This window comes from Yoonia maritima (assembly GCF_003003285.1).
GTDB classification, from domain to species: domain Bacteria; phylum Pseudomonadota; class Alphaproteobacteria; order Rhodobacterales; family Rhodobacteraceae; genus Yoonia; species Yoonia maritima.
On sequence record NZ_PVTP01000009.1, the window covers coordinates 1 to 26193 of the forward strand.

A 26193-nucleotide genomic window follows, 5' to 3' on the forward strand; every position below is an offset into this window, starting at 1 on the left:
GGATGCTTTCATCGCGCCCACTCCTTCTTCCAGCCAGAAAAATAGCAGTCGGAAACTCTAACTCAAAGTGATCCAGTTTTCAGGGGGCAAAGCACAGGCTGGAGAGCCGATGGCCGTTCGTATCATCTTGCCTAAAATACTCCCGCCGGAGGCGGCCGAGGCTTGCAATTTTGTGGCTTGGCGTCTGATATGGCGAAATGGTCCGGATATTACCCCAATGATCGAATGGCGCGATGAAGCGGCGTTGCTGGCTGCGCGACCTTTTGGCGAAACCTCCGTTATTATTGAGGTGTTTAGCGCGGCCCATGGTCTGCATGCCGGCGTGGTGCGCGGTGGGACCAGTCGTAAGGTTGCCCCAACATTACAGCCCGGTGCGCAGCTTTCGGTGGCTTGGAAGGCGCGGCTGGACAGTCATTTAGGGTCATTCACGGTTGAACCTATCCGTAGCCGCGCTGCGGTCGCTATGGGGGATCGGCTTGCGTTGGCGGGGCTGAACGCGGTGTGCGCCATACTTGTGCTCGTTTTGCCAGAGCGGGAACCGCACTCTGAACTTTATGAGCGGACGATTAGCTTGCTGGATTTGTTGGGGCAGTCTGAGCTTTGGCCGCTGGCCTATCTTCGGTGGGAACAGGCGCTGCTAGAGGAAATGGGATTTGGGATGGATTTGTCGGCCTGCGCCGTGCGCGGAACGAACGAAGAGCTGATATATGTGTCCCCCAAATCTGGGCGTGCGGTAAGCCGTCAGGCGGCGGGCGAATGGGCGGACCGGTTGCTGCCACTTCCGCCTGTATTGGCGGGGCAGGGCGACGCCACAAACGAAGAGATCGTCATCGCGTTGCGGACGACAGGGTATTTCCTTGAACATCGGTTGGTAAAGTCGATGGGTGACCGTCCGGTGCCTTCGGCGCGTGCGCGACTGATTGAGGCGATTGCCCGTACCTAAATCAGGTTATTGTCGATGAGATGCGCGGCGGTTTCGACCACGCTTTTGGGCGTTTGTCGCATCCCGCGCCCTAGTGTTTTCATGGCACGGCTGTTGTCGATCTTTTCAATGCGTCCTAGAGACGGGACAATCTGCCTGATTGCGGGATCAAATATGCCCAGCAGCCGCACAACGAAATCGGGGGCCGTTCACGTAACCACCCGACGCTGGGGGTAGGCTGCTTTGATCGCTTTGGCCATTTCGGCGAACATGATAAATCGGTCCACTGTCATGATCCGTTGGCCGAAGGTTTCGGTGTTTTGGATTGCGTGCACGTGCATTTCCGCCACGTCGCGGACATCGACAGCAGTGAAGCCGAAGTTGGGAAGCATGGGGTCTTTGGCGCGTAGAATTCGTTCGATGACCTGCACCGATGTGCCAAATTTATTGTCCAGTGGCGGGCCAACCACGAAACCGGGGTTGATGATTGTGAGCTTCATTTCTGGCGCGTGGTCGCGGACGTAGTCCCAGGCAGCCAGCTCTGCCAAGGTTTTTGATTTCGTGTAGGGCGTGATGTCGGCGTCGTCTGGGTTAGTCCAATTCGTTTCGCTATAGGCTGTATCACCCGGAGGGAGCGCAGATCCGTTGATCGCGGCAGTCGACGACGTCATGATGACCCGTTTGATGCCCGCGTTGTTGGCAGCTTTTAGCGCCCGTAGTGCTCCATCGACGGCTGGCCGGATCAGGTCGTTTTCGTCTTTGGGCTGGACCATCGGAAACGGAGATGCCGTGTGCAGTACCGTGTCGACCCCGGCCATCGCATCGGCCCAATTGTCATCACTGTTCAGATCAACCGCGGCAAATGTAAGTCGCTGGTCGAGGTTGTCGGTATCTGACAAATGCGCTGCAATCGCATCGCTGACCTCAGCGCTGCGGGCAAGATCCCGAACGGTGCCGCGAACATGATAGCCTGCTTCAAGAAGTCGGAGTGCAATGTGTTTGGCAATGTATCCGGACGCGCCGGTGAGCAGAACAGTTTTGGGCACAATACGCTCCGACATAATCAGGGGTGGTCCAAGAATGACCTTGCTGGTAGAAGTATCCGGTTCGCGCTTTGCAGGCTATGTGCATTTGTCGAATTGGCTCGACCTGCGTTAAAGATGCAACCCCAAGGTGTTTTGGGGCTGCATTTAGTTTAGTTAGACTCTTTCGAGGGCCACGGCGATACCTTGCCCAACGCCGATACACATCGTCGCCAGTGCGTATTTGCCGCCGGTCCGTTGCATTTGTAGGGCCGCTGTACCTGCGATCCGCGCGCCGGACATGCCCAACGGGTGACCCAATGCAATTGCACCGCCGTTTGGGTTTACCCGTGCATCGTCATCGGCAACGCCAAGGGCCCGTAGCGTGGCGAGGCCCTGCGATGCGAAGGCTTCGTTCAGTTCGATCACGTCGAATGAATCAGCGGTTAGTCCAAGTCGTGCCATCAGTTTTTGCGACGCTGGAGCAGGGCCAAAGCCCATGATCCGTGGTGCAACGCCGGCGCTTGCGCCGCCCATGACGCGTGCGATTGGTGTCAGCCCATGGCGTTTGATTGCATCCTCGTTCGCGATGATCAGCGCGGCTGCCCCATCATTTACGCCGGACGCGTTACCTGCGGTCACTGACCCGCCTTCGCGGAATGGCGCGCGCAGTTTGGCCAATGCCTCGGCCGTAGTTTGTGGACGTGGGTGTTCGTCTGTGTCGACAACAACCGCTTCACCCTTGCGCTGTGGGATGGTCACTGGTGTGATTTCCTGCGCTAGCGTGCCGTTTTCCATCGCGACGCCTGCTTTGTGCTGGGAACGCAGCGCAAAGGCGTCTTGGTCTTCGCGCGACACGTTGAAGTCTTCGGCCACGTTTTCTGCTGTCTCTGGCATCGAATCGACGCCGTATTGCGATTTCATCAGCGGGTTCACAAAGCGCCAGCCGATAGTGGTGTCGTGGATTTCGTTCGCGCGGGAATAGGCGCTTGTCGCTTTGGGCATCACAAAGGGTGCGCGGCTCATGCTTTCGACGCCGCCAGCGATGATCATGTCAGCCTCGCCTGCTTTGATGCTGCGTGCGGCCAAGATCAGCGCGTCCATGCCGGACCCGCATAGGCGGTTCACCGTTGAACCCGGCACGGTTTCGGGCAGGCCAGCCAATAGCGCGGACATGCGTGCGACGTTGCGGTTGTCTTCGCCTGCTTGGTTGGCGCAGCCAAAGTAGACCTCGTCTACGGTTGCCCAGTCGATGTCGTGGCGGGCCATGAGTGCGCGCAGCGGTACGGCACCAAGGTCGTCCGCACGGACAGGGGCAAGCGCCCCGCCGAAGCGCCCGATAGGCGTGCGGATGTAGTCGCAGATATATGCTTGGGTCATTGTGATACCTTACAGTTCAGGGACGATCAGATCGCCCACGGTGTCTGTTGTGTGCAGCGTCGCGCCGGTCAGTGCTTGGAGATCGTCGAATGAAATCGCAGGGAGCTTTTCACGCAGGACAAAGTGGCCGTCTTCGATGTCGACAACGGCAAGTGACGTATAAACACGTGTCACACAGCCAACGCCAGTCAGCGGCAGTGAGCACTTTGAAACCAGTTTGGGATCGCCCTTTTTGGTCAGGTGATCTGTGATGACCGCGACGCGTTTTGCGCCATGCACAAGATCCATCGCACCGCCAACAGCAGGAACGCCGCCGCGACCAGTGGACCAGTTCGCGAGATCACCTGTTTCGGCAACTTCGTAAGCGCCAAGGATAGCTACATCCAAGTGCCCGCCGCGTACCATCGCAAAACTGTCCGCGTGGTGAAAGAACGATGCGCCGGGGTTTAGCGTGACCGCTTTTTTGCCAGCGTTGATCAGGTCCCAGTCTTCTTCGCCGGGTGCAGGTGGTGCGCCGAAATCAAGGATGCCGTTTTCGGTGTGATAGATCGCTTGGCAGCCTTCGCGTTGATAGCGGGCAACCATTTCCGGGAACCCGATACCAAGGTTCACATAGGCCCCATCGTCGATGTCTTGTGCGGCACGCCATGCGATTTGCGCGTTGCTTAGTTTGATGTCGTCGATCTGGGTCATGGGTATACCGCCTCTGCGAGGTTAAGCACTTCTTCTTGGGCTGGGTTTTGCACCTCGATCACACCGTTCACAAAGATGCCGGGGGTGATCACGGTTTCGGGGTCGATTGCACCGGGTTGGGTCAATTCACTGACCTGAACGATGGTGTTTTTCGCGGCCATGCACATGAGCGGGCCAAAGTTGCGGCCTGCCTTGTTGTAGGTCAGGTTGCCGTGAGTATCGCCGCGTTCTGCTTTGACCAACGCAAAGTCAGCCTTGAGCCAGCGTTCTTGTACATATGACCGTCCTTCGAATTTTTCGACAGGCTTACCTTCGGCCAATTCGGTTCCGAAACTGGTGGGGGTGTAGAACGCGGGGATGCCAGCACCACCCGCACGAATGCGTTCGGCTAGCGTGCCTTGTGGCACGATTTCGAGTTCGATCTTGCCCGCAAGGTAACGTTCGGTGAACGCGCGAGGGTCTTTGGAACGCGGGAAAGAGCAGACCATTTTCGCGACCATGTCTTGTTCGATCATCGCGGCAATGCCGATATGGCCGTTGCCCGCGTTGTTGTTGATCACAGTTAGGTTGCGCGGGCGGCAGTCGATCAGCGCATGGATCAGTTCGATTGGCGCGCCAGAGCCGCCGAAGCCGCCGATCATGATCGTCGCCCCATCGGGAATAACCGACACAGCGTCGGCGAGTGAATGTAGTGTCTTGTCCATTGGAACCTCTTGGCAGGGATGGAAAGAAACTACGCCCTGGGCATGACAGGCCAATCTAAAACGTGCGTATTGTGATATTTGTTCACAATGTGATACAGGCTGTTCGCATGGTAAACCGGACAGACTTTATATCGTCATTCGCTAAGGGTTTAAGGGTGATCGAGGCGTTTAGTGCCGAAACGCCTCGCCTTTCGGTGGCAGAGGCGGCGGCCAATGCGGGCCTAGATCGCGCGACGGCGCGTCGCTGTTTGTTGACGTTAAACGAACTTGGCTATGCTGATTACGACGGTAAGTTCTTTCAGCTTACCCCACGTGTATTGCGGTTGGGGATGGGCGCGTTGGCCGCCCTGCCATTGCCGCAGATCGTGCAGCCGTGGCTGGATCAGCTATCGCAGCAAACCGGGCAATCGTCGTCTGTTGCGCTGCTGGACGAGACAGAGATCGTCTATGTCGCACGCGCTGCCCAGACCCGCGTTATGTCGATTGGGCTGATGCCCGGTTCGCGACTGCCTGCGCATTGCACGTCGATGGGGCGGGTGTTGTTGGCGGCATTGCCAGAGGCCGAGGCCCTTACCCTGATCGAACAGGGTGACATGACACCGCGCACAGCGACCAGTCTTACTGATCCCGCTGATTTGATGGCCCGATTGGATCAAGTGCGTCGTGATGGATATGCGTTGATCGACCAAGAGGTCGAGATGGGCCTGCGGTCTATCGCTGTTCCAGTCCGCAATACGCGTGGGCAAACGGTTGCGGCGCTGAATATCGGTGTCGCCGCAGTGCAGGCAGAAGTCGATGATCTGGTCACCGCCTATCTGCCGCTATTGCAAAAGGTGCAGGCTGGCCTGCAACGCGTGCTGAATTAATCCAGTACCCGACGTGCAATGACCTGTGCCTGAATTTCGGCAGCACCTTCAAAGATGTTCAGGATACGTGCGTCACACAGGATACGGCTGACCTTGTATTCAAGCGCAAAGCCGTTTCCACCGTGGATTTGTAGCGCGTTATCTGCGCAAGCCCATGCGATCCGTGCGCCCAACAGTTTCGCCATACCTGCCTCTAGGTCGCAGCGGCGGTCGTTGTCTTTTTCGGCGGCGCTAAAATATGTCAATTGGCGGGCGATCATGATCTCGACTGCCATCATGGCCAGCTTGCCCGACACACGTGGGAAGTCGATGAGCGATTTGCCAAACTGTTTGCGGTCTTGGGCATACTGCATGCCAACGTCCAGCGCCGATTGCGCGACACCAATGGCGCGGGCCGCGGTTTGAATGCGCGCGCTTTCGAACGTCTGCATCAATTGCTTAAACCCTTTGCCAGTTTCACCGCCAAGCAGGTTTTCGCCTTTGACCTTGAAACCGTCAAAGCCAAGTTCGTATTCTTTCATCCCGCGATAGCCAAGCACCTCAATCTCACCGCCGGTCATGCCGGGGGTTGGGAATGGGTCTTCGTCGGTGCCGGGTGTCTTTTCTGCAAGGAACATGGACAGGCCGCGATAGTCGGTCGTGTCTGGGTCGGTACGGGCCAGCAGCGTCATCACATGGGTCCGTGCAGCGTGAGTGATCCACGTCTTATTTCCTGTCACTTCCCAGTCGTCGCCCTTTTTGACGGCGCGGGTGCGTAGTGAACCAAGGTCAGACCCAGTGTTAGGCTCTGTAAATACCGCAGTTGGCAGGATTTCTGCGCTGGCGATGCCGGGCAACCAATGTTGTTTTTGTTCTTCGGTGCCGCCGCAAAGGATCAGCTCGGCCGCGATTTCGGACCGGGTGCCAAGGCTACCAACACCGATATAACCGCGCGACAGTTCTTCGGAGACAACACACATGGATGCTTTGGACAGGCCAAAGCCGCCGTATTCTTCGGGGATGGTCAGGCCGAAAACGCCCATCTCGGCCATCTCTTCGATGATTTCGATCGGGATCAGTTCGTCTTTGAGGTGCCAGTCGTGGGCGTATGGTTCGACCTTATCAACGCTGAAGCGACGGAACTGTTCGCGGATCATTTCGAGTTCATCATCAAGGCCAGTCGCCCCGACGGTCACATTCGCGGACTGTTCTTGCATCAGTGCGACCAGCCGCGTGCGTGCGGCTTGGGTGTTGCCTGATTGCGTGAGTGTCATCACTTCGGGCAGCATCAGTGCGCGCATTTCGTCTTGGGTCAGGCCGATATCCTGAAGGCGCAGGATCTCGCCTTGGCTCATCGGGATGCCGCCGTAAATCTGCCAGAGGTATTCACCAAATGCGATCTGGTGGATCAGCTGTTCGACCTCTCCGAATTTACCGTCCGCTTGCAAGCGAGTCGCCCAGTTTTGCATTTGTTGCAGGGACTGGGCGTAGGTTGCCAGCCACGCCAGCCCGTGGGCGGCGGTTTGGTTTTCTTCGATCAGACGTGCAGAAACGCGGTCGCCGTCTGTAACGGTCTCGCGGACTGCGGCTTTGGCGCGTGTCACTACATAGTCGACGGCGGGAAGCGCGACATCGCATAGCTGCAATAGATCGGCCAGAATTGGGTTGCTGGTCTGTGTCATGTCCTGTCCATCATGTGGCATCCGTCGATTCCCCTTAGTTTGCAGGTGCAGAGATAATATGTTTGCACTTGCAGCGCAATATTAATTCACAAACGAATAACTTTTAGAACGAAAGTGTCGTAACGAAATTGGGGCTGTCAGTCGGTTAGGAACGGCGTATGCACAGGTATGTTTGACCTTCTTGATATTCTTCCGCTGTCATTATTGATCTTTGCTTGCGCCGTGACATTGCTTGGTGGCTTTGTAAAAGGGGCTGTCGGTTTTGCGATGCCGTTGATCATGATTTCCGGCATGGGGATTTTGATCGAACCACAAATTGTCGTGGCCGGTGTGATCATTCCGATTGTGGTTACGAATGGAATGCAGGTCGCCCGCGCAGGGTTAGGGTCTGCATGGGACAGTCTAAAGGAGCATTGGCGTTACGTGCTTGTGGTCTGCGTGATGATCCTCGTTTCAGCGCAGTTCCTACGCAGCATTCCCGCAAATGCGATGTTTATCGTGCTGGGCGTGCCTGTTGTCGGGCTATGCGCGATCCAGCTGGTGGGGTGGCACCCTCGTATCCCCCCAAAGCACCGCCGCGTTTTCGAATGGGGTGCTGGCGCAGTGTCGGGCGCGCTTGGCGGTTTGGCTGGCACATGGGGGCCGCCGACAGTTCTGTATCTTCTCGCGCTTGATACGCCCCGTGCCCGTCAAATGGCCGTGCAAGGTGTAATCTATGGGCTGGGGTCTCTGATGCTGTTTCTTGGGCATCTGCGGTCCGGCGTGTTGAATGCCCAGACGTGGCAATTGTCGGCGTTGCTTGTGTTGCCTGCGATTGCCGGGATGTGGCTGGGATTCAAATTAGGTGATCGGTTTGACCAAGAACGGTTCCGCCGCGCGACGCTTTGGGTGTTGGTGCTTGCTGGTGCAAACCTGATCCGTCGGGGACTGGTGGGTTAGGGGCCTTAGGGGGTTACGAACTGCGTCGTGAATACGATGACGATCCATAGCAAAAATGCACCAAGTGCGGCCAAGCCAGCTGCCTTTGATCCGGCATAGTACTCCGCCGATAGGACGATGAGAGAACATAGGGCCCAAATCGATATGATGAGAAATGGGAATTCATATTCGCCAAACATGTTTAAAAAGCTGGCAGCCGACACGAAAACACCGACAAACGCGATGGCACGAATGCTGTTTCGCCAGAATGGGTGCCTTGGCTTATCCTCAGTACCGTAAATCGTCACACTGATGATTGCTAAAATGAATTCAAGGATATCGTCCATCAACGTGTTTCTTTCAGGCAGTAGCGGGTTGTTTGATATCGGTGTCGATTTCTTACCTTACGAAAGAAGTTCCAAATACCCGCAGGCAGCGGCTAAATCTGGCAGCGTTTCGGGCGATACAACTTCGAACGTGACTGCGTAAAGCGGTTTGCCGTTTCTTAGCGCTGTCATCGTCCAAGTTCCGGGCTGAAGTTCGTAGCCATAGTCAAATTGATAGAACGAAATTGAAGGGTCGATCCCGCTGATACGTGTGCCAAAGCTCTGCATTGTTGTGCCCGCGTCGCCCATTGGCGGATGGGTGATTGCGATCGTCACGCCTTCTAGGCCTTCTTCGCGTCGCGCGAGTGATTTTACCCCAAATCCGACGCCGTAGGCTGCTGGGACGATCTGGCTATTGGAAACAAAAGGTGGGGATTCGTCGATGATATGCGTGGCGCCCGCAAGCGTGTTTGGTGCAGGTTTTACGCTAATCGGGTCAGGCGGGCAGACGATTCCAATTTCGATGGAAGCGATTTCTGAGCTGACCATGTCGGGGTCGGCACTGCCGAGTGTCGGCGCGAGCATTAAAAGAAAAAAGGTCAGCCAATGTTTCATGGGCTGACCTTAGCGTAGGTAATTCTGTGACGTAAGGTGGATTGAAATCCACCCTACGGATTAGCCGATGGCGGCTGATTTCACGTCGTCGTCGATGAACGGAACGTATTTTTCAAAGTTGTCGCTGAACATTTGAACAAGCTTTGTTGCCTGCGTGTCATAGGCATCTTTGTCTGCCCAAGTGTTCCGTGGGTTCAGCAGTGCGTTATCCACCCCATCCACTGCGACAGGAACATCGAAACCAAAGTTTGGATCTTTGTGGAAGGTACCTTCGGATAGTGACCCGTCAAGTGCAGCCGCGAGCAGGGCACGTGTTGCTTTGATTGGCATGCGTGATCCGGTGCCATAAGCGCCACCCGTCCAGCCAGTGTTTACCAGCCAACAGGTCGCGCCATGGCTTGCGATTTTGCTGCGCAATAGGTTGCCGTAAACCTCTGGACGACGCGGCATGAATGGCGCACCAAAGCAGGTGCTGAATGTTGGCTCTGGCTCTGTTACGCCTTGTTCGGTGCCTGCGACCTTGGACGTAAAGCCTGACAGGAAGTGGTACATCGCCTGCGCTGGTGTCAGTCGCGCGATCGGAGGCAGCACGCCGAATGCATCACATGTCAGCATGATGATGTTCTTTGGGTGGCCGCCAAGCGCGGTGTCAGACGCGTTTGAAATGTAGTTCAACGGGTACGCGCAACGCATGTTGGCGGTCAGGCTGTCATCTTCGAAATCAAGTTCGAACGTTTCTTCATCAAAGACCATGTTCTCAATAACCGTGTGCGGCATTGAACATGTTGCGTAGATTTCAGGCTCTGCCTTTGGATCAAGGCCGATGGTTTTCGCGTAGCAGCCGCCTTCGAAGTTGAAGGTACCCCGGTCGGACCAGCCGTGTTCGTCATCGCCGATTAGAACGCGTGATGGGTCCGCAGACAATGTGGTTTTACCTGTGCCCGACAGGCCAAAGAAGATCGCCGTATCGACAGGGTTGCCCGGCGCGTGGTTCGCAGAACAGTGCATCGGCATGATGTCTTTTTCTGGCAGCAGGTAGTTTAGCAGTGTGAACACAGACTTCTTGTTCTCGCCTGCGTATTCTGTTCCGCCGATCAGGATTAGCTTTGCCTCTAGGTTCAGTGCGATCACTGTTTCAGAACGGCAGCCATGCTTTGCCGGGTCCGCCTTGAAGCTTGGGCAGTTGATAATCGTGAACTCTGGGACGAATGTTTTGAGTTCTTCTGCCGCGGGACGACGCAATAGGTGACGGATAAACAGCCCGTGCCAAGTCAGTTCGGTCACAACGCGCACATCAAGACGGTGTTCTGGGTCAGCGCCGCCGAACAAATCTTGGACGTTGTAAGTGCCGCCTTTCATGTGCTCTAGCATATCATTGTAGAGCGCGTCGAATTTAGCCGGGTCCATTGGCGGGTTATTTTCCCACCAGATTTTGTCTTCGACGGATGGTGTGCGAACAACGAATTTGTCTTTTGGCGACCGGCCAGTGTGCTTGCCTGTCGTCACCAAGAAAGTGCCGCCTTTGCCGTTCACGCCTTCGCCAGCGTCGACTGCGGCCTTTTGCAATTCATCTTCAGAGCGGTTGTAGTATACATAACCCAGCCCTTTGATGCCTTGATCTTCAAGCTTCATCGATGGGTTGACCGTACCTTGGTCCATGGGTTCGCTCCTTAAATGATATGGCCGAAATGGCCAGCGATAGGGTTCATTAACATCAAGTTTTCGGGTGCGGATAGCCCGTGTTGTCACAGTTAGCGCAACCATTTCTATGTTAGCGCAACCAGTGGCAATTTATGTCCTAAGGGTTATGAAATGTTAGCGTGCAAACATGCAAAACCGCGTCAAATGCGGCCATATTGTGGCCATGTGCGAGTTTTGGATTGATTCGCCTAGCCAAAACGCTGAAAACATTTAAACCGGAACGATAGCTAGAACTGCGACCACTAGGGAAAGAGTTATATGTCGAGAATTGCATTGGTCGATGATGATCGAAATATCCTGACCTCAGTTTCAATGACGCTTGAGGCTGAAGGCTTTGAGGTCGAGACTTACAATGACGGTCAGGCTGCGCTTGAGGCGTTCAATAAACGTATGCCGGATATGGCAGTTTTGGACATTAAGATGCCGCGCATGGATGGGATGGATCTACTGCAGCGCCTTCGTCAAAAGACATCAATGCCAGTTATCTTTCTAACGTCAAAAGACGATGAAATCGATGAGGTTCTGGGCTTGCGTATGGGCGCCGACGATTATGTCAAAAAGCCTTTCTCTCAACGTTTGCTTGTCGAGCGTATCCGCGCGCTTTTGCGTCGCCAAGACGCTATTGCTGGCGAAGAGATTGAAGAGACCGAGGAAACAAAGGTCATGGTTCGCGGTGAACTGGTGATGGATCCGCTGCGCCACGCGGTGAAGTGGAAAGGGCGTGACGTGTCCTTGACTGTCACAGAGTTCCTTTTGCTTCAGGCATTGGCCCAACGGCCAGGTTTCGTCAAAAGCCGCGATCAGCTGATGGACGTGGCTTATGATGACAGTGTCTATGTAGATGACCGTACCATCGATAGCCACATCAAGCGGCTGCGTAAAAAGATGCGTAACACCGATAACGAGTTTTCAGCCATCGAAACGCTCTATGGTATCGGGTATCGCTACAACGAAGAGTAAGGCATGACTGCCGCACCCAAGATTGACGTCCGAGACTTGCAGTCCGTACGTGCGGCTGCGCGCGATCCTGATCTTGTGCTAGGCGATGATTGGGGTTTTCCTGATCCGGACGCTGAAGTCGCCGCGCCACGTCGCGGCCTTTTGGCGTTACGAAGTTCGCCGATTGCCCGCAAAATCGTGACGATCAATCTGATCGCTATGATTCTGTTGATTGCCGGTGTTCTATATATGAACCCTTCGCGTGATCACCTTGCTTATCAACGTGCGCGCGGATTGGTGAACGAAGCGCGACTTATTTCCGACGTCTTTGAAGCGCAGTTGCCGACCACTGCGCCTGTTAATTTTGTCACGGCGGATGGGATCGACCCGGCGGAAACGCTTGCAGGGCTTAACTTGCGCGGTGGGGTGGAAGTATCAGTGTTCGCTTTGGACGCGACACTGGTTGCGACGGCTAAGGGGAGTTTGAACGCATCAGAGCTTGCAGAACTAAAAACGCAAACAGGTGGTACCTTCCTAACTGACTTTCTTGGGAAAATCTGGAACGGCCTTGCTGCGATCGGTGCATATCGTGGTGATATGCTGACGCCTGAACAGCAACTGGTTGAGCTTTCAAAGGAAAACGTAAGGCAGGCGCTTTCGCGCGGGACCCATCTTGAAAGTACGACGATTGGTGGGGCGACCAACTTTATCGTTACGACTCCTATCATGCGCGATGACATCGCTGTTGGGGTGATTGCGGTTCAAACTGCGGCTGGTGAAATTGACGGTCTTGTTCAGCGTGAACGCGAGCAGGTTTTGCGGTTGTTTTTAGTTGCGATTGTGGTGAGCATCGGGCTCAGTCTTGTTCTTGCGTCGACAATAGCAAACCCACTTGCGGATCTCGCTACTGCAGCAGAGGCCAGTCATGATCGAAACGCACGTAAAATGTCACCTGGAAAGGTGCGTATCCCGGATTTGACGGCCCGCCCGGATGAAATTGGACGATTGTCGGCTGCGCTGCGTGGCATGGTTGCAGCCCTGTATGAGCGTATCGAAGGTAATGAACAGTTTGCGGCTGACGTCGCACATGAGATCAAAAATCCGCTTGCTTCGCTACGATCGGCGGTCGGTACAATGCAGTTTGCAAAGCGTGAAGATCAGCGAAACCGCCTTATGGAAATCATCGACCATGATGTGAAACGGCTTGACCGACTTGTGAGTGATATTTCAAATGCGTCGAGATTGGACAGTGAACTTGTTAAAGAAGAAGAGCAGTCTTTTGATTTGATCAAAATGATGGGCAACATTAACGATTTTTTGGGTAAGGATGCCAAGCTCAAGGGAATCGATTTTGTCGCTGATTTGCCGGAAGAGACCATTAAGGTACGCGGCTTAGAGGGTCGGTTGGCGCAAGTGTTCGTGAACTTGATTACCAACGCCATTTCATTCTGCGAAGACGGCGACGCTATTCGCGTGTGGGCGCGTAAGCGTGATAATCGGGTGCTTGTCGTGGTCGAAGATACTGGTCCGGGCATTCCTGACGGTGCATTGGCTAAGATTTTTCAGCGCTTTTATTCAGAGCGTCCAGAAGGCCAGTTTGGGAATAATTCAGGTCTTGGCCTTGCGATTTCCAAGCAGATTGTCGAAGCCCATGATGGTGTCATTTGGGCCGAAAACATTCGCCCTACCGATGCTGATCCGACCTCAGAACCGCTGGGCGCGCGTTTTGTGGTTGGACTGCCAATTTAGGCCTTTGCGATGGGTGTAACCCACTCCGTTCATGCTACATGCGTTGCATGGGATGGCGTAGCTGTGCTGATCAAGGGGCAGTCGGGTTCTGGCAAAAGCGCCTTGGGGCTTCAGCTTATGGCGCTGGGTTGCGATTTGGTGGCGGATGATCGTGTTCTACTCGCTGCGGATGACGAAGGGCTGTTTGCATCTTGTCCTGATACCATTGCCGGATTGATCGAAGCACGTGGGGTCGGCATTTTAAATGCAAGGGCCGTTTCTAGTGCCCAAGTGCAGCTCGTCGTTGATTTGAATGAAATAGAACAGAGTCGCATGCCTGAAAGACGCGTTATTGAACTGTTCGGACGTAACATCCCCTTGATTCATCGCGTGAGTGGTGATCACTTTGTACCAGCAATCCTGCAAATTCTCAAAGCAGGTTGGAGTAATCGATGACGTCGCAAGTTCCGCAATCTGTTCAGTCGCCGCCGGCTATTGTGTTGGTCACAGGTCCATCAGGAGCAGGTCGGTCCACAGCGATTAATGCACTGGAAGACCTTGGATACGAAGTTATTGATAATTTGCCGCTTTCGCTTCTTCCCCGTCTGTTAGAAGGACCGCCGATTAATCGGCCATTAGCATTGGGGTTGGATGTTCGGAATCGAGATTTCGGGACAAATGCGTTGATCGAAGCCATCGATCAGCTTGCCGCGCGGCCAGACCGCGATGCGCAGGTGCTTTATTTAGATGCTGATGAAGAAGAATTAGTGCGGCGGTATTCGGAAACGCGACGTCGTCATCCGCTTGCTCCCGCGGGAACACCATTGGCCGGGATCGCGCGCGAGCGTGAATTGTTGGGGCCAGTCCGTGCGCGCGCAGACGTGTTGATCGACACGACGGGACTATCCCCGCATGATTTACGGGCAGAGGTTGATCGGTGGTTTGCACCCGGTGACGGCCGCCCATTGGGCGTGACGATACATTCATTTTCCTACAAACGCGGTCTGCCACGTGGTATGGATATTGTCATTGATTGCAGATTTCTGCGAAATCCGCATTGGGACGAAAGTCTGCGCCAGTTGGATGGCCGTGATGCTTCTGTTGCCGATTACGTGACTGCTGATCCGCGCTATGATCCGTTTTTTGAGCGGGTGAAATCTCTGGTTGATCTGCTTTTGCCCGCGCACAAGGATGAGGGTAAGTCGCATCTGTCGATTGGCTTTGGGTGTACCGGAGGGCAACACCGTTCAGTTGCAGTCACAGAGCAACTTGCATCTGCTCTTGCGCATGATGGATGGCATGTGTCTAAACGGCATCGAGAAATGGAACGGCGCGATGCGCTGGGTAGCAAGGGACACCAGGTTTGATTGGTATTGTCATTGTGGCACATGGCGGGTTAGCGCAAGAATATCTTGCAGCAGTAGAACACGTCGTTGGTGAACAAACTGGTGTAATCAGTATTGCGATTGGGCCCGAAGACGATCGCGCCGTAAAGCAATCCGAAATTTGCGACGCTGCTGATGCTGTCGATACGGGCGACGGCGTAGTAATCGTCACCGACATGTTTGGCGGGTCGCCATCAAACCTATCCTTACGGGCCTGTAATCCTGAAAACCGGCGTATTCTTTATGGCGCGAACCTTCCTATGCTGATTAAGTTAGCGAAATCGCGTCGCCGCACGGTGCCGGATGCGGTCGAAGCTGCGATCAACGCAGCGCATAAATATATAAACAGCCACAACGGCGGATCACACGTATGACGACATGCCGACTGAAAATTGAAAATATCAAAGGCCTGCATGCGCGCGCATCAGCTAAACTTGTCGAAGTCGTCGAAGGGTTTGACGCGGAAGCTACTGTTAGCAAAGATGGTGAAAGTGCGAGCGGAGATAGCATTATGGGACTGTTGATGCTTGCTGCGTCAATTGGGACCTATATCGACGTTGAAACGCGCGGCCCGCAGGCGGATGCTTTGTCGGTTGCTATCACTGACCTGGTCGCCGACAAGTTTGGTGAAGGCAACTAGCAGTTATTTTATCCTGATAGGAACAACAACGTGACTGAAACGACCCGGAAAACGCAAACGGCTCCGGTCACTGGCCCGGAAGGGCAGCATATCTATGACCGTCGAAGCCTAACGTATTCAAACACATTCGATAGCAACTTTAGACGCAATGTTATTCGTGCAATTGAATGGATGACTGGCAAAGTTAGCGTCATCCGGATGATCCGCAAATTCGAAGGCATGGGGAAATTCGAAGGCCAAGCTTTTTGGCGTGGCACCTTGGGGGTGATGGAAATCGATTTGTTGACCCCTCAAGATCAACTGGACAAAATCCCAAAGACGGGCCCGACCGTGTTGGTTGCCAACCACCCTCATGGGATGGTCGACGGTATGATCCTTGCTGATTTGATTGGTCGTGTCCGTACTGACTATCGCATTCTAACACGATCATTTTTAACCGGTATCGATAAAGAAGCCGGTGATTTTATGATCCCTGTGCCTTTCCCTCATGAACCAGATGCGCAGAAAAAGATGGTCGAGATGCGCCGGACGGCGATGGAACATCTTAAAAATGGTGGATTGATCGCCTTATTTCCTTCGGGTGTTGTCGCATCGTCTGAAACGATGTTTGGCCCGGTGATCGAGGCGGAGTGGAACGTGTTTACGTCCAAAATGATCAGGACCTCGGGGGCGCAGGTTGTCCCATGCTTTTTCCCAGGCGCGAATTCACGTTGGTATCAGATTGCGAACCGTCTTTCAGCGACGCTTCGTCAAAGCCTGTTGCTGCATGAGATTGTGCATGCGTGTGGTAAGCCGCAAAAGCCGGTTATCGGCGAACCTTTTGACCAAGAAGACGTTAAAACCCGCTTAAAAGAGCCACGCGCGTTTATGGCGTGGCTGCGCGAACAGACCTTGGCGCTAAAGGGTTAGCGGGTCGGAACCGGTGTTTCGCCACGATAGTCGTAGAAGCCACGCTTTGTCTTACGGCCTAGCCACCCTGCTTCGACGTATTTGGTCAGTAGCGGACAGGGCCGGTATTTGGTGTCGGCCAATCCATCGTGCAACACGTTCATGATCGCCAGACACGTATCCAGACCGATGAAATCAGCCAGCTCGAGCGGGCCCATCGGATGGTTCGCACCCAATTTTAGCGAAGTATCGATAGACTTCACCGACCCGACACCTTCGTAGAGGGTATAGATCGCCTCGTTGATCATCGGCATCAGGATGCGGTTTACGATGAAGGCTGGGAAATCTTCCGCTGTAGCGGACGTTTTGCCGAGCCGCTCAACAACTTCATAGCAGGCTTTAAAGGTTTCTTCGTCAGTTGCGATCCCGCGGATCAGTTCCACCAGCTGCATGATTGGAACGGGGTTCATAAAGTGAAAACCCATGAATTTCTCAGGACGGTCGGTGCGGGATGCAAGACGCGTGATCGAAATTGAAGACGTGTTTGATGTTAGGATCGTTTCAGGTTTCAGATGCGGCTGAAGTTCGGCGAAAATTTTTGTTTTGATTTCTTCACGCTCGGTTGCGGCTTCAATGATCAAATCCATCTGACCAAGATCTGTTAGGGTTTGGGTCGTTTTGATGCGTCCCATTGCCTGTGCCTTTGTGTCGGCGGTGATGGCTTCTTTGCTGACTTGGCGTTCTAGGTTGCGGTCAATCAACGCCACAGCGGCGGTTAGCGCATCTGCGCTGATGTCCGTCATCACTACGTCGTAGCCTGCCAATGCAAACACATGCGCAATCCCATTGCCCATCTGTCCTGCGCCAACGACACCCACACGTTCAATTGCCATCTGCTCATTCCTTTACCGGTTAAACGCACCATAGGCCCGTGTGCATGGGGGCTTCAAGTCGCGCAGTTGATGAAAAGTTAAATTGAATTTTGCCATTAGGGATTTGGCAAAGGATTTCCGCGAATCTGCATTCTGGGTGAGAATTAGAATCGGTAGGAACCATGAAGCAAGAGGTGATTGAGGCCGAGGAGCTTGGCTATGCGCCATGTCGATACGGCAGTTCAAAAGTATTATTTCGCGGCCCGCGAAGGCGGCTTGATCGGCCGTATATGGCGTTTGTCGGCGGCACAGAGACTTATGGAAAATTCATTGAAAAACCGTTTCCAATGCTAGTCGAAAGGGCGATGCGGCAAACCTGTGTAAACTTTGGGTGCGTAAACGGCGGTATAGATGCGTTTGTTAACGATACGTCAGTGATGGAAATCTGCAGGGATGCAGATTTGACAGTCGTTCAGATCATGGGGGCGAATAATTTATCCAATCGTTTCTATTCGGTTCATCCGCGTCGAAATGATCGGTTCCTCAAGGCATCAACGGTGTTACAGGCGATTTACCATGATGTGGATTTTTCAGAATTCGCTTTTACACGCCATATGTTGGGTGCCCTTCACGGAAAGTCGCCAGATCGGTTCGAAACTGTTGTAAACGAACTACGAGAAGCGTGGCTTGCACGTATGAGGAATATGTTGGGTCAAATCGGGGATCGCGTGGTCTTACTTTGGTTTTCTGATGAACAGTTAGACGACCAGAACTGGACATTGCGGTCATCGCAGTTGCAGGCTGATCCGCTGTTTATAACCGCGTCTATGGTTGATGAGCTGCGTTCATTGGTGCTGGATGTCGTTGTGGCGAACCCAACACCAGCGGCGCTAGCAGCAGGGACGACAGGGATGTTCTATCCGACCTCACAGGCTGCGATGGCGACCGAGATGCTGGGTGTCCAATGCCATCAAGAGGCTAGCGCAAGGTTGATAGAAACGATCCGGGAGCAGCTTTATCATACTTCGTAATTCGGTTCTATAGCCGTTCGAGCGCGTGATACATCCGGTCAATGGCACGCCGCACCTCGGGAAGGTGTCTGTCTTCATGGTGCGTTACAATCCATTGATCATGCGCGAGCTCTGCAATGGTTTCGCCAACCCGATCTAACGTTGGTTCTGTATCGCCGATAAATGTCGGCAAAAGCGCGATTCCTTTGCCAAGCAGCGCAAGGTCGAGACTATTGCGTGGTGCGTTTACCTGATGAATGGCGTCGTTCCCAATCATACGATCAACCCACAGTGCGGAAGGGGTGTCAGCGATCACTTTGATCCATTGCTCGGGCGCTTCAGGCGTTGCGTACGGAGCAAATTCGACACGTGACATCTTGCGCCCAGCAAGATTGGGATCGGTTGGTCGGCTGTTTCTAAATCCAATGACGACCTCGCGATGTGGGATATCTAGGATGTTTTCGGCAGCGATGAACCGCAGTTTGATGTCAGCTGGTGTGCCTGTAATCTGGTCAATACGCTTTAGTAAGTGAAGCGTTGTCCACGACCCGGCTGATACCTTAACGACCGGCATGGGCTGCTTGTCGATCGGCGTAGTAGCCTGACGGATGAGAGATTCAATATCCGTCAACTTGATCAAAAGATCGCGGGCGTCCGCTGTGAGTTCATAGCCGCGATCATGTCGTACGAACAGGTCGCGACCCATTGTCCGTTCAAGCGCAAGCATCCGACGACCTAGCGTCGCGGGGCTGCTGCCTGACACTTTGGCGGCGGGTGACAGTCCACCTTCGCGCGCAACAGCGAGAAAAAGATGGAGATCACGCCAATCTATATTCTTTTCATTCATGAAATGACCAACTCAAAGCGTTTCATTTATCTGCACAGAGACAAGCGGTAATTTTTGCTTGGGTCAACTGTCGAACTTGGCCGTGAAGGAAGGAATGAACATGTTGTCCCAGTCGGGCTGCCCATTTCCGGACCAAAGGAAATCACGAAAATTACGGAAAGAGGACTTGTTCATGCATGTACATGGCGGCAGCGGCGCGCGCAGTATCTATTTGTTCACCAAGCTGATTTCATTTTGTTGGCTGTTTATCGTCCGTTCCATCACGGGACGGTAAGGTGTTAGATTAGCCGTGATATGAAAAATGAAATGAAATTTACGCTGGGCCGTCACAGTGAAATCCTGACACCGGATGTTCCTGGCATTGATGTGCTTTTCGATTGTCTACGCCGCGGTGCGACGATCAAGGCAAGCCAATCTGCTGGCGAACCGATAGCCGCTGGTGGTGTCAGGCCACAATGGTTGATGTGCGAAACGTCAGGATCAAGCGGTCAGCCAAAGGTGATCCGCCGCAAGCCGGATACATGGAACAAGAGTTTCGCAATTGCATCTGACCGATTTTCAATATCATCAGATGATACCTATGCAACTTTGGGCGCTTTGGGGCATTCGTTAACGCTTTATGCAACGGTAGAGGCATTGAGCCTAGGCGCTGATATCTGTTCGCTGACGAACCTTGGTCCACAACGTCAGGTGCGCGCAGTGCAGAGCTTTGGTGTTTCGATCCTTTATGCAACACCAACTCAACTCTCACTGCTTTTAAAAGGCGCAGCTTTGGCGCAAATTAGCGCATTACCGCACGTGCGGCATATCTTTTCGGGTGGTGGTAAGCTGAGCTCTCGGGTGAAAGACGCGTTGCACCGTTTGTTTCCCGCTGCCCACGTACATGAAATCTTTGGTGCGAGCGAAACCAGTTTCATCACTATGTCAGATGAAAATACGCCGCCGGGGTCTGTTGGGCGGCTTTATCCGGGGGTCCAACTGCGCATTGCTACCACTGATAATGCCTCAGCTGGAGAGTTGTGGGTCGCCAGCCCGTATCTGTTTGACGGGTATGAGGCCGGTGATCATCCGGATACCCAATGGGATGGCGCGTATCTGAGCATTGGCGAGATGGGCTACATGGACGGTAACGGCTACCTGTTTCTAAGCGGACGCAAAAACCGCATGGTGACGGTCGCAGATACAAATGTTTTTCCTGAAGAGGTCGAACGCTGCGTTATGCAATTGGACGCGGCGCAGCAATGTGCAGTCGTTACCGCGCCGGACAAAAAACGGGGTAATCGTTTGATTTGTTTTGTGCAATCTATTGATGAAAGCCTGACCCCGGCAGTTGTTCATAGGCACTGTCAGATGATAGTTGGGCAGCATTCGGTTCCCAAAGATATTCGGATCGTTGATAAGATCCCGATGCTTGCTGCGGGAAAGCCTGACTTACAGTTGTTGCGTGAAATAGTTGCGGCTGACGGATGACCAAGACGTATCTTATCGCTGCAAGACGAAGCCCTGTTATTCCCCGCAACGGCGCGTTGGCCCGTCTTTCGATTGAAGAAATAGCGAAGCCGGTTCTTTTACAGGTGCTTCGAGACGCCGCGATTTCACCTGCAGATGTTGGCGAGGTAATCGTGTCCAATGCGCTGGGCGCGGGCGGGAACCCAGCGCGTATCGTTGCCTTGAATGCAGGATTGCCTGATCGGGTTGCGGGGCTGTCAATTGACCGGCAATGCGCTGGCGGTCTGGATGCCCTTATCTTGGCTGATGCGATGATCCGTTCTGGCCAGCACCACATTGTGGTTGCGGGAGGCGCCGAAAGCTATTCGCGTCGGCCACTGCGGTACCAAACCTTTGCCGATGGGCGTGATCCGATTCTGTACGATCAGGCGCGGTTCACGCCATGGGCAGACCGTGATCCTGATATGGCGGTCGCTGCTGATCAGCTTGCCCGAAAGCTTGGGATCAGCAAAGCAGAGCAAGACGCATGGGCCGTCGAAAGCCACGCCAAAGCGTTGAGTGGCGCGCACCCTGAAATCGTGCCTATCGGTGAAACCATTGGCGATGCATTCACGCGAAACCTTTCTGCTCGGCTCTGTGAAAAAGCCCCGGTCGTGGCTGGCAGTATCACCGCCGCGAATATGGCAGTTGCGGCTGACGGGGCCGGGTTTGTTGTGCTCGCGTCAGAGGAATTTGTCGCCGATCATGGGATGGAGGCTGTCGAGTTCGTTGCCGGTAAAACCATAGGCGACGATCCAGAGCTACCCGGTATCGCGCCGGTCAAGGCAATTAAGGCGGTCTTGGACATGGCTAACGTGAAGGTTGGTGACCTGATCAGCGCCGAGATTATGGAGGCTTTTGCCGTTCAAGCAATGGCTTGTCAGCAGGGCGCAAACCTGCCTGTTGAAGTCGTTAATCGGTATGGCGGTGCGCTTGCTTGGGGCCACCCAATTGGGGTTTCTGGGGCGATACTTGCTGCACGTTTGTTCCACCAATTGCTGCGAACTAAGGGAATGGGCGTTGCGGCGATTGCGTCAGCTGGTGGTTTGGGATCGGCCGTTGTGTTGCGGTCGAATTAATCGTCGAACCCACGAAAGGTCGTAAACGCATCAAGCGGCAAGCGCTCTGTCCGAAATTGGTTCACCTTTGCCTCCTTGTCAGGAACACCAAGGGCGATACCGCAAACGACCATTTCATCCTGCGGCAATTCCAAGTGGTCATGCACGATGGCTCCATAGTTTGCCAATGCGCCAATACCTGACGCGCCTAGGTCTTCGTCTTCGGCGGCAAGCAGAAACGCCATGATCGCCATACCAAGATCCATAAAGCAGCCTTTGCCCATGTCCCGATTGATGGTGACGACAATGCCAACAGGGGCATCGAAAAAGCGGTAGTTTTTGGCGAATTGATCGCGTCGTCCGGTGACATCACGGCGAGCAATTCCAAGCGCTTCGTAAAGCGCAAAACCCGCTTTGCGTTGCCGATCTTTTAGTTCGGGCGGCATCACATCGGGAAAGTAAGAATATTCAAGATCGATTGGGGTGTTATCAGCGACAGCCTGACCAAGCCGCGTCTTAAGTCCGGTCAGCGCCGTACCTGTTAGCACGTGAAACTGACCGGGCTGAAGGTTTGCACCGCTTGGTGCACAGCGAGCGGCATTGCAAAGCCGCTCTACCGTGTGACGATCAACCGGGTCTTGGGTAAAGGCCCGGATAGATCGCCGTTGGCGTAGAAGATCGGTTAGATCAGACGGCATCTGCACGCGATAGAACGCTTGCTGGGCGTGCTTTAGCAAGTGCTGCGGTCAGCATGCCAGCGATACCTGCCTTCAGCAAATCGCCGGGAATAAACGCTGTGACCAGTCCAGTGGATTCAAGCAGCGTTTTGTCGAGCGCGATAGACATGCCGACGATGCCGAATGCGTACATCACGATGACGCCGCCAACGACAGAGGCGATACCAGCAACGATCACCAAAGGCGCGCCGTTCCATTTTTCAACGATAAGGCCAATGACGAATGCGGCAACAGGCCAGCCAATCAAGAACCCAGCAGACGGTGATGCAAATACGCCCAAGCCGCCACGGCCACCAGAGAGCAGCGGGACACCGATGGCAACAACCAGCAAGAATAGCAAAACGGCAAGACCGCCGCGTTTCGATCCCAAAATCGTACCGCAGAGCATGACGCCAAGGCTTTGTGCCGTGATAGGTACGCCGAACCCGAGTGTGATTGCGGGGATAATTCCAAGTGCTGCAATTAGTCCGGCAAACAGGGCGATCAGTGTTACATTCTTTTCCATTTAGATATCCTCTAGGGCGTCAAATCCACCGCGTGCGCGCAGGGCTTCTGCGACTTGGTCCGCGTCATCCAGCGCGAGTACGGTGAAAGGTAAGATGATACGCCAGCCCGAGGGCTGGCACGACCGTGCGCGCCATGATTGCGACAGCAGCGATCCTTTTTCAACAAGAACCGGGGTAAGCCGGATTACCAATGCAATTGCTAATTCGAGTATGTTTGGCCGCAGCCCGAAACGGGTTAGCGGCCGTGTAATCGTACGAACAACGTCGATCATATCTGACAACAGCGTTGTCATCGTCACCAAATTTGCCAGTGCTACTGCGGACATCATTCGCAGAATGACAGCGGCGCCCAGTGCGACTTCGCCTGTCCAGAGATGCCAGATCGCGACTACAACAATGAACGGCCACAGCAAACGCAATGCGCGGAGGCCAGCCATAAAGAACGCACGTCCCGGCAGCGCATAGAGCGTCAGGATGCCAGCGAAGATAACGGCGTGAATGGCGGCGTTCTGAACATAAAACAGCGCAACAGTCGAAACGCATAGCGCCGCCAGCTTTGCGCCAGCGGGCCAGCCGTGGGCTTTGGTTTTAATCGGAGAGGTCAGAGATATCATCGGAACCCCCCAATTCATTCATGCGCGCAACATAGGCAGGCAGCACGTCATCGGGATGCCCGGTTTGCTGAACGGCGCCCTGTTCTAGCCAAATCACATAGTCGTATTCGGTCAGGTCAGCAGGATCATGTGTGATGTGAATCAGGCTACCGCGATACTGCGAAAGATAGCGGTTGAGCTGAGCCTTTGTCGGGATATCGAGACCGGTGAACGGTTCATCAAGGATGATTGCTTTAGGGGCCATGGCCGCAACTGCCATCAAGCACACCAAGTGTTTCTGACCCTGCGATAGCGTGTTGATATATGCCTCGGCCCAATGCGCCTTACCAAAACTAGAAAGCGTTTCTTGGGTCTTGGCCGCTGCTTCTTCTTTGGGTTGGCCAATCTGGCGCAGACCGAAGCTTATTTCTTCTTCGACCGTCGGAAAGATGATCTGGTGATCGGGGTTTTGGAATAAAATCCCGATTTCGGTTAGTGCTGCTTTGCGGTTCTTGAACAGGTCTTTGCCATTGACCTTTGCGGTTCCCGAAGTCGGCGTAATCAAACCCGCAATAAGGCGCGCGAGCGTCGATTTCCCCGATCCATTTCGGCCAACAATACCAACACGGGCCGCATTCGTTTGAATGGAAACGTCAGAAAGAATGGATTTACCAGCCACGGCATAACACAGATCAGTCAGTGCGATATCGCTTCCAACTGCTGCAGTTTTTATGCCGGTATGAAGGCCGTCCATTGTCATTCCGCCCTGCGCCTCGCCCCTCTAAGAGCTGATGGCAGCGAAGGATTAAATCGCAGCCGATAAGCCTGCGGCTGGGTAGCGGAAATCGGATGGGTGATCAAGGTCAGCTCCGCTGCGACGCAGCGGCTTAGCGCATGGCACCCAAAGTCGCTGAGTTTGTAAGAAAAAAGGCCCACCTATTCAGGAGGGCCTTTCCAATTTTTTCTCGACTGATGCCTTACAGCTTTTCAGTTAGTTCTGGGACAGCTTCGAACAGGTCAGCGACCAGACCAAAGTCGGCGACTTGGAAGATTGGTGCTTCTTCGTCTTTGTTGATTGCGACGATGATCTTACTGTCTTTCATCCCGGCAAGGTGCTGGATCGCACCCGAGATGCCGACAGCAACGTAAAGATCAGGTGCTACCACCTTACCTGTTTGGCCAACTTGCCAGTCGTTCGGGGCATAGCCACTGTCGACCGCAGCACGTGATGCGCCGACAGCCGCACCCAGCTTGTCAGCTAGCTTCTCGATCAGGGCAAAGTCCTCTTCGGAACCAACACCGCGACCACCGGAGACAACAACGCCAGCAGAAGTCAGTTCAGGACGATCAGATTCGGCGACCTTGTCTTCGACCCATTCAGACATCGCAGGGTCAGCAGTGGCACCGATGGTTTCGACAGAAGCCGAACCGCCCATGCCCGCAGCGTCAAAGCCAGCGGTACGGATTGTCAGAACCTTCGTCGCGTCGCCAGATTTTACAGTCTGGATTGCGTTGCCCGCGTAGATTGGGCGCTCGAATGTGTCGGCGTCAACAACGCCGGTCACTTCGGAAATCACCATCACGTCTAGCAGTGCCGCAACGCGAGGGATGATGTTTTTCGCGTCAGTCGTACCCGGCGCAACGATGTGGCTATAGTCGCCAGCTAATGACACGATCAAAGCCGCTGTTGGCTCGGCCAAACGGTGGCTAAGCGCTGCGTCTTCGGCGCAAAGAACCTTGGCAACGCCATTGATTTTTGCAGCTTCGTCAGCAGCTGCTTTCGCCGATGCACCAGCACAAAGAACAGTCACATCACCCAATGCAGCCGCAGCAGTCACTGCTTTTGCAGTTGCATCAACGGCCAATGCGCCGTCGGTGACTTCAGCAAGTAGAAGAACAGCCATTACACAGCCCCCGCTTCTTTGAGTTTCTCGATCAGCTCATCAACAGAGCCAACGATGATCCCAGCCTGACGTGTTGCAGGCTCGGATGTGCTGACCACGGTTAGGCGTGGGGTGACATCTACGCCATAATCGGCAGGTGTCTTTTCATCCAAAGGCTTTTTCTTGGCCTTCATGATGTTCGGAAGCGACGCATAGCGTGGTTCGTTCAGGCGTAGGTCAACGCTGATGATGGTTGGCGTTTTGACTTTGATGGTCTGAAGACCGCCGTCAACTTCGCGTGTGACCACTGCGCTGTCGCCATCCAGATTAACTTCGGACGCAAAGGTGGCTTGTGACCAACCCAGCAGGGCAGACAACATCTGGCCCGTTGCGTTCATGTCGTTATCGATCGCCTGCTTACCACAGATCACCAGATCAGGATTCTCTTCCTTGACGATACCGGCAAGGATTTTCGCAACAGCCAGAGGTTCGATATCTGTGTGCACATCGTCAGCTGCGACAACCAAGATCGCGCGGTCCGCGCCCATGGCCAACGCAGTCCGCAGTGTTTCCTGCGCCTGCTTAACGCCGATGGATACCGCGACGACTTCTTCCACTTTTCCAGCTTCGCGTAGGCGAATTGCCTCTTCGACGGCAATCTCGTCGAATGGGTTCATGGACATTTTGACGTTTGCTAGATCGACACCTGTGCCGTCCGCTTTGACGCGAACCTTCACATTATAGTCGATCACGCGCTTGACGGGTACGATGACCTTCATCTGCGTTTCTCTCCCAAGAAAATTGATCTTTA

General features: G+C 54.1%; 29 protein-coding genes. 13 read left to right on the plus strand and 16 right to left on the minus strand.

Features of this window, described 5'->3' with window-relative positions:
* Positions 1 to 217 precede the first annotated feature (217 nt).
* Positions 218 to 943, plus strand: a complete 726-nt coding sequence (gene recO / locus CLV80_RS12750) for a DNA repair protein RecO (RefSeq protein WP_106358483.1) — start codon at positions 218 to 220, stop codon at positions 941 to 943.
* Between the two features lie 188 nt (positions 944 to 1131).
* Here recO and CLV80_RS12755 read toward each other — a convergent pair whose 3' ends face one another.
* The 4 genes from CLV80_RS12755 to CLV80_RS12770 all read right to left on the minus strand — a co-directional run bounded on the left by CLV80_RS12755 (position 1132) and on the right by CLV80_RS12770 (position 4721).
* The gene (locus CLV80_RS12755) at positions 1132 to 1968 is read right to left on the minus strand and encodes an SDR family oxidoreductase (RefSeq protein WP_243394560.1); all 837 of its coding nucleotides are present in this window, start codon (positions 1966 to 1968) and stop codon (positions 1132 to 1134) included.
* Between the two features lie 153 nt (positions 1969 to 2121).
* Positions 2122 to 3324 carry a 3-oxoadipyl-CoA thiolase gene (pcaF, locus tag CLV80_RS12760; protein ID WP_106358327.1) on the minus strand — a complete coding sequence of 401 codons (1203 nt, stop codon included), beginning with the start codon at positions 3322 to 3324 and terminating at the stop codon, positions 2122 to 2124.
* 9 nt (positions 3325 to 3333) lie between these two features.
* Positions 3334 to 4017 (minus strand): 3-oxoacid CoA-transferase subunit B, encoded by a 684-nt coding sequence (locus CLV80_RS12765; RefSeq protein WP_106358328.1) that lies wholly within the window; start codon positions 4015 to 4017, stop codon positions 3334 to 3336.
* Positions 4014 to 4721, minus strand: coding sequence for a 3-oxoacid CoA-transferase subunit A (locus CLV80_RS12770; protein ID WP_106358329.1), 708 nt, complete (start codon positions 4719 to 4721; stop codon positions 4014 to 4016). Before CLV80_RS12770 ends, CLV80_RS12765 begins: the two co-directional genes overlap by 4 nt.
* 107 nt (positions 4722 to 4828) lie before the next feature.
* On the opposite strand from CLV80_RS12770, the gene CLV80_RS12775 reads away from it, so the two are divergent.
* Positions 4829 to 5587 carry an IclR family transcriptional regulator domain-containing protein gene (locus tag CLV80_RS12775; protein WP_106358330.1) on the plus strand — a complete coding sequence of 253 codons (759 nt, stop codon included), beginning with the start codon at positions 4829 to 4831 and terminating at the stop codon, positions 5585 to 5587.
* Here the strand turns inward: CLV80_RS12775 and CLV80_RS12780 are convergent.
* Complete coding sequence (locus CLV80_RS12780; RefSeq protein ID WP_106358331.1) at positions 5584 to 7269, minus strand: acyl-CoA dehydrogenase family protein; 1686 nt, start codon at positions 7267 to 7269, stop codon at positions 5584 to 5586. The two genes, CLV80_RS12775 and CLV80_RS12780, sit on opposite strands and share 4 nt — an antisense overlap.
* Before the next feature lie 147 nt (positions 7270 to 7416).
* Between CLV80_RS12780 and CLV80_RS12785 the strand changes: the two genes are divergently transcribed.
* Positions 7417 to 8187 (plus strand): sulfite exporter TauE/SafE family protein, encoded by a 771-nt coding sequence (locus CLV80_RS12785; protein ID WP_106358332.1) that lies wholly within the window; start codon positions 7417 to 7419, stop codon positions 8185 to 8187.
* 5 nt (positions 8188 to 8192) lie between these two features.
* Here CLV80_RS12785 and CLV80_RS12790 read toward each other — a convergent pair whose 3' ends face one another.
* From CLV80_RS12790 to CLV80_RS12800, 3 genes are read right to left on the minus strand one after another with little or no spacing between them, the layout of a single operon-like run.
* Positions 8193 to 8513 (minus strand): hypothetical protein, encoded by a 321-nt coding sequence (locus CLV80_RS12790; RefSeq protein ID WP_106358333.1) that lies wholly within the window; start codon positions 8511 to 8513, stop codon positions 8193 to 8195.
* Between the two features lie 57 nt (positions 8514 to 8570).
* Positions 8571 to 9107, minus strand: coding sequence for a DUF3859 domain-containing protein (locus tag CLV80_RS12795; protein ID WP_106358334.1), 537 nt, complete (start codon positions 9105 to 9107; stop codon positions 8571 to 8573).
* 60 nt (positions 9108 to 9167) lie between these two features.
* A complete protein-coding gene (locus CLV80_RS12800) occupies positions 9168 to 10766 on the minus strand; it encodes a phosphoenolpyruvate carboxykinase (RefSeq protein WP_106358335.1) in 1599 nt (532 codons plus the stop codon).
* Between the two features lie 300 nt (positions 10767 to 11066).
* Here CLV80_RS12800 and CLV80_RS12805 point away from each other — a divergent pair, with 300 nt between their 5' ends.
* From CLV80_RS12805 to CLV80_RS12835, 7 genes are read left to right on the plus strand one after another with little or no spacing between them, the layout of a single operon-like run.
* On the plus strand, positions 11067 to 11768 hold the full coding sequence (locus tag CLV80_RS12805; RefSeq protein WP_106358336.1) for a response regulator transcription factor: 702 nt from the start codon (positions 11067 to 11069) through the stop codon (positions 11766 to 11768).
* A 3-nt stretch (positions 11769 to 11771) separates the two neighbouring features.
* A complete protein-coding gene (locus CLV80_RS12810; protein WP_106358337.1) occupies positions 11772 to 13496 on the plus strand; it encodes a sensor histidine kinase in 1725 nt (574 codons plus the stop codon).
* Between the two features lie 9 nt (positions 13497 to 13505).
* Positions 13506 to 13931: an HPr kinase/phosphorylase gene (locus CLV80_RS12815; RefSeq protein WP_106358338.1), complete on the plus strand. Its 426-nt coding sequence runs from the start codon at positions 13506 to 13508 to the stop codon at positions 13929 to 13931.
* Positions 13928 to 14842 carry an RNase adapter RapZ gene (gene rapZ / locus CLV80_RS12820; RefSeq protein ID WP_106358339.1) on the plus strand — a complete coding sequence of 305 codons (915 nt, stop codon included), beginning with the start codon at positions 13928 to 13930 and terminating at the stop codon, positions 14840 to 14842. The genes CLV80_RS12815 and rapZ overlap by 4 nt, the downstream gene beginning before the upstream one ends.
* A complete protein-coding gene (locus CLV80_RS12825; RefSeq protein WP_106358340.1) occupies positions 14839 to 15234 on the plus strand; it encodes a PTS sugar transporter subunit IIA in 396 nt (131 codons plus the stop codon). Before rapZ ends, CLV80_RS12825 begins: the two co-directional genes overlap by 4 nt.
* Positions 15231 to 15500, plus strand: coding sequence for an HPr family phosphocarrier protein (locus CLV80_RS12830; RefSeq protein ID WP_106358341.1), 270 nt, complete (start codon positions 15231 to 15233; stop codon positions 15498 to 15500). Before CLV80_RS12825 ends, CLV80_RS12830 begins: the two co-directional genes overlap by 4 nt.
* 30 nt (positions 15501 to 15530) lie before the next feature.
* Entirely contained in the window at positions 15531 to 16409 is an 879-nt protein-coding gene (locus tag CLV80_RS12835; protein WP_106358342.1) for a lysophospholipid acyltransferase family protein, read from the plus strand.
* On the opposite strand, the gene CLV80_RS12840 is transcribed toward CLV80_RS12835, so the two are convergent.
* Entirely contained in the window at positions 16406 to 17281 is an 876-nt protein-coding gene (locus CLV80_RS12840) for a 3-hydroxybutyryl-CoA dehydrogenase (RefSeq protein WP_106358343.1), read from the minus strand. The genes CLV80_RS12835 and CLV80_RS12840 overlap by 4 nt on opposite strands.
* 161 nt (positions 17282 to 17442) lie before the next feature.
* On the opposite strand from CLV80_RS12840, the gene CLV80_RS12845 reads away from it, so the two are divergent.
* Positions 17443 to 18291 (plus strand): DUF6473 family protein, encoded by an 849-nt coding sequence (locus CLV80_RS12845; protein ID WP_106358344.1) that lies wholly within the window; start codon positions 17443 to 17445, stop codon positions 18289 to 18291.
* A 7-nt stretch (positions 18292 to 18298) separates the two neighbouring features.
* On the opposite strand, the gene CLV80_RS12850 is transcribed toward CLV80_RS12845, so the two are convergent.
* On the minus strand, positions 18299 to 19117 hold the full coding sequence (locus tag CLV80_RS12850; protein ID WP_106358345.1) for a LysR family transcriptional regulator: 819 nt from the start codon (positions 19115 to 19117) through the stop codon (positions 18299 to 18301).
* 306 nt (positions 19118 to 19423) lie between these two features.
* Here CLV80_RS12850 and CLV80_RS12855 point away from each other — a divergent pair, with 306 nt between their 5' ends.
* Both CLV80_RS12855 and CLV80_RS12860 read left to right on the plus strand, forming a co-directional pair.
* The gene (locus tag CLV80_RS12855; protein WP_165793380.1) at positions 19424 to 20587 is read left to right on the plus strand and encodes an AMP-binding protein; all 1164 of its coding nucleotides are present in this window, start codon (positions 19424 to 19426) and stop codon (positions 20585 to 20587) included.
* Complete coding sequence (locus CLV80_RS12860) at positions 20584 to 21684, plus strand: thiolase family protein (RefSeq protein WP_106358347.1); 1101 nt, start codon at positions 20584 to 20586, stop codon at positions 21682 to 21684. Before CLV80_RS12855 ends, CLV80_RS12860 begins: the two co-directional genes overlap by 4 nt.
* Here the strand turns inward: CLV80_RS12860 and CLV80_RS12865 are convergent.
* The 6 genes from CLV80_RS12865 to CLV80_RS12890 all read right to left on the minus strand — a co-directional run bounded on the left by CLV80_RS12865 (position 21681) and on the right by CLV80_RS12890 (position 26161).
* Positions 21681 to 22361, minus strand: coding sequence for a nitroreductase (locus tag CLV80_RS12865; protein ID WP_106358348.1), 681 nt, complete (start codon positions 22359 to 22361; stop codon positions 21681 to 21683). The two genes, CLV80_RS12860 and CLV80_RS12865, sit on opposite strands and share 4 nt — an antisense overlap.
* The gene (locus tag CLV80_RS12870) at positions 22351 to 22905 is read right to left on the minus strand and encodes a biotin transporter BioY (protein ID WP_106358349.1); all 555 of its coding nucleotides are present in this window, start codon (positions 22903 to 22905) and stop codon (positions 22351 to 22353) included. The genes CLV80_RS12865 and CLV80_RS12870 overlap by 11 nt, the downstream gene beginning before the upstream one ends.
* Positions 22906 to 23520, minus strand: a complete 615-nt coding sequence (locus tag CLV80_RS12875; protein ID WP_106358350.1) for an energy-coupling factor transporter transmembrane component T family protein — start codon at positions 23518 to 23520, stop codon at positions 22906 to 22908.
* Positions 23495 to 24253 carry an energy-coupling factor ABC transporter ATP-binding protein gene (locus CLV80_RS12880; RefSeq protein WP_311135528.1) on the minus strand — a complete coding sequence of 253 codons (759 nt, stop codon included), beginning with the start codon at positions 24251 to 24253 and terminating at the stop codon, positions 23495 to 23497. Before CLV80_RS12880 ends, CLV80_RS12875 begins: the two co-directional genes overlap by 26 nt.
* A gap of 223 nt (positions 24254 to 24476) precedes the next feature.
* Positions 24477 to 25403 (minus strand): electron transfer flavoprotein subunit alpha/FixB family protein, encoded by a 927-nt coding sequence (locus tag CLV80_RS12885; RefSeq protein WP_106358352.1) that lies wholly within the window; start codon positions 25401 to 25403, stop codon positions 24477 to 24479.
* Complete coding sequence (locus tag CLV80_RS12890) at positions 25403 to 26161, minus strand: electron transfer flavoprotein subunit beta/FixA family protein (RefSeq protein ID WP_106358353.1); 759 nt, start codon at positions 26159 to 26161, stop codon at positions 25403 to 25405. Before CLV80_RS12890 ends, CLV80_RS12885 begins: the two co-directional genes overlap by 1 nt.
* Positions 26162 to 26193 lie beyond the last annotated feature (32 nt).

Coding starts and splice junctions, on each gene's coding strand:
- CLV80_RS12805 (WP_106358336.1), top strand. CDS start 11,067: ATGTCGAGAATTGCATTGGTCGATGATGATCGAAATATCCTGACCTCA.
- recO (WP_106358483.1), top strand. CDS start 218: ATGATCGAATGGCGCGATGAAGCGGCGTTGCTGGCTGCGCGACCTTTT.
- CLV80_RS12870 (WP_106358349.1), bottom strand. CDS start 22,905: ATGGAAAAGAATGTAACACTGATCGCCCTGTTTGCCGGACTAATTGCA.
- CLV80_RS12885 (WP_106358352.1), bottom strand. CDS start 25,403: ATGGCTGTTCTTCTACTTGCTGAAGTCACCGACGGCGCATTGGCCGTT.
- CLV80_RS12845 (WP_106358344.1), top strand. CDS start 17,443: ATGAAGCAAGAGGTGATTGAGGCCGAGGAGCTTGGCTATGCGCCATGT.
- CLV80_RS12770 (WP_106358329.1), bottom strand. CDS start 4,721: ATGGACAAGACACTACATTCACTCGCCGACGCTGTGTCGGTTATTCCC.
- CLV80_RS12775 (WP_106358330.1), top strand. CDS start 4,829: ATGGTAAACCGGACAGACTTTATATCGTCATTCGCTAAGGGTTTAAGG.
- CLV80_RS12875 (WP_106358350.1), bottom strand. CDS start 23,520: ATGATATCTCTGACCTCTCCGATTAAAACCAAAGCCCACGGCTGGCCC.
- CLV80_RS12855 (WP_165793380.1), top strand. CDS start 19,424: ATGAAATTTACGCTGGGCCGTCACAGTGAAATCCTGACACCGGATGTT.
- CLV80_RS12815 (WP_106358338.1), top strand. CDS start 13,506: ATGGGTGTAACCCACTCCGTTCATGCTACATGCGTTGCATGGGATGGC.
- CLV80_RS12880 (WP_311135528.1), bottom strand. CDS start 24,253: ATGGACGGCCTTCATACCGGCATAAAAACTGCAGCAGTTGGAAGCGAT.
- CLV80_RS12795 (WP_106358334.1), bottom strand. CDS start 9,107: ATGAAACATTGGCTGACCTTTTTTCTTTTAATGCTCGCGCCGACACTC.
- pcaF (WP_106358327.1), bottom strand. CDS start 3,324: ATGACCCAAGCATATATCTGCGACTACATCCGCACGCCTATCGGGCGC.
- CLV80_RS12830 (WP_106358341.1), top strand. CDS start 15,231: ATGACGACATGCCGACTGAAAATTGAAAATATCAAAGGCCTGCATGCG.
- CLV80_RS12890 (WP_106358353.1), bottom strand. CDS start 26,161: ATGAAGGTCATCGTACCCGTCAAGCGCGTGATCGACTATAATGTGAAG.
- CLV80_RS12800 (WP_106358335.1), bottom strand. CDS start 10,766: ATGGACCAAGGTACGGTCAACCCATCGATGAAGCTTGAAGATCAAGGC.
- CLV80_RS12765 (WP_106358328.1), bottom strand. CDS start 4,017: ATGACCCAGATCGACGACATCAAACTAAGCAACGCGCAAATCGCATGG.
- rapZ (WP_106358339.1), top strand. CDS start 13,928: ATGACGTCGCAAGTTCCGCAATCTGTTCAGTCGCCGCCGGCTATTGTG.
- CLV80_RS12860 (WP_106358347.1), top strand. CDS start 20,584: ATGACCAAGACGTATCTTATCGCTGCAAGACGAAGCCCTGTTATTCCC.
- CLV80_RS12865 (WP_106358348.1), bottom strand. CDS start 22,361: ATGCCGTCTGATCTAACCGATCTTCTACGCCAACGGCGATCTATCCGG.
- CLV80_RS12810 (WP_106358337.1), top strand. CDS start 11,772: ATGACTGCCGCACCCAAGATTGACGTCCGAGACTTGCAGTCCGTACGT.
- CLV80_RS12785 (WP_106358332.1), top strand. CDS start 7,417: ATGTTTGACCTTCTTGATATTCTTCCGCTGTCATTATTGATCTTTGCT.
- CLV80_RS12790 (WP_106358333.1), bottom strand. CDS start 8,513: ATGGACGATATCCTTGAATTCATTTTAGCAATCATCAGTGTGACGATT.
- CLV80_RS12850 (WP_106358345.1), bottom strand. CDS start 19,117: ATGAATGAAAAGAATATAGATTGGCGTGATCTCCATCTTTTTCTCGCT.
- CLV80_RS12840 (WP_106358343.1), bottom strand. CDS start 17,281: ATGGCAATTGAACGTGTGGGTGTCGTTGGCGCAGGACAGATGGGCAAT.
- CLV80_RS12780 (WP_106358331.1), bottom strand. CDS start 7,269: ATGCCACATGATGGACAGGACATGACACAGACCAGCAACCCAATTCTG.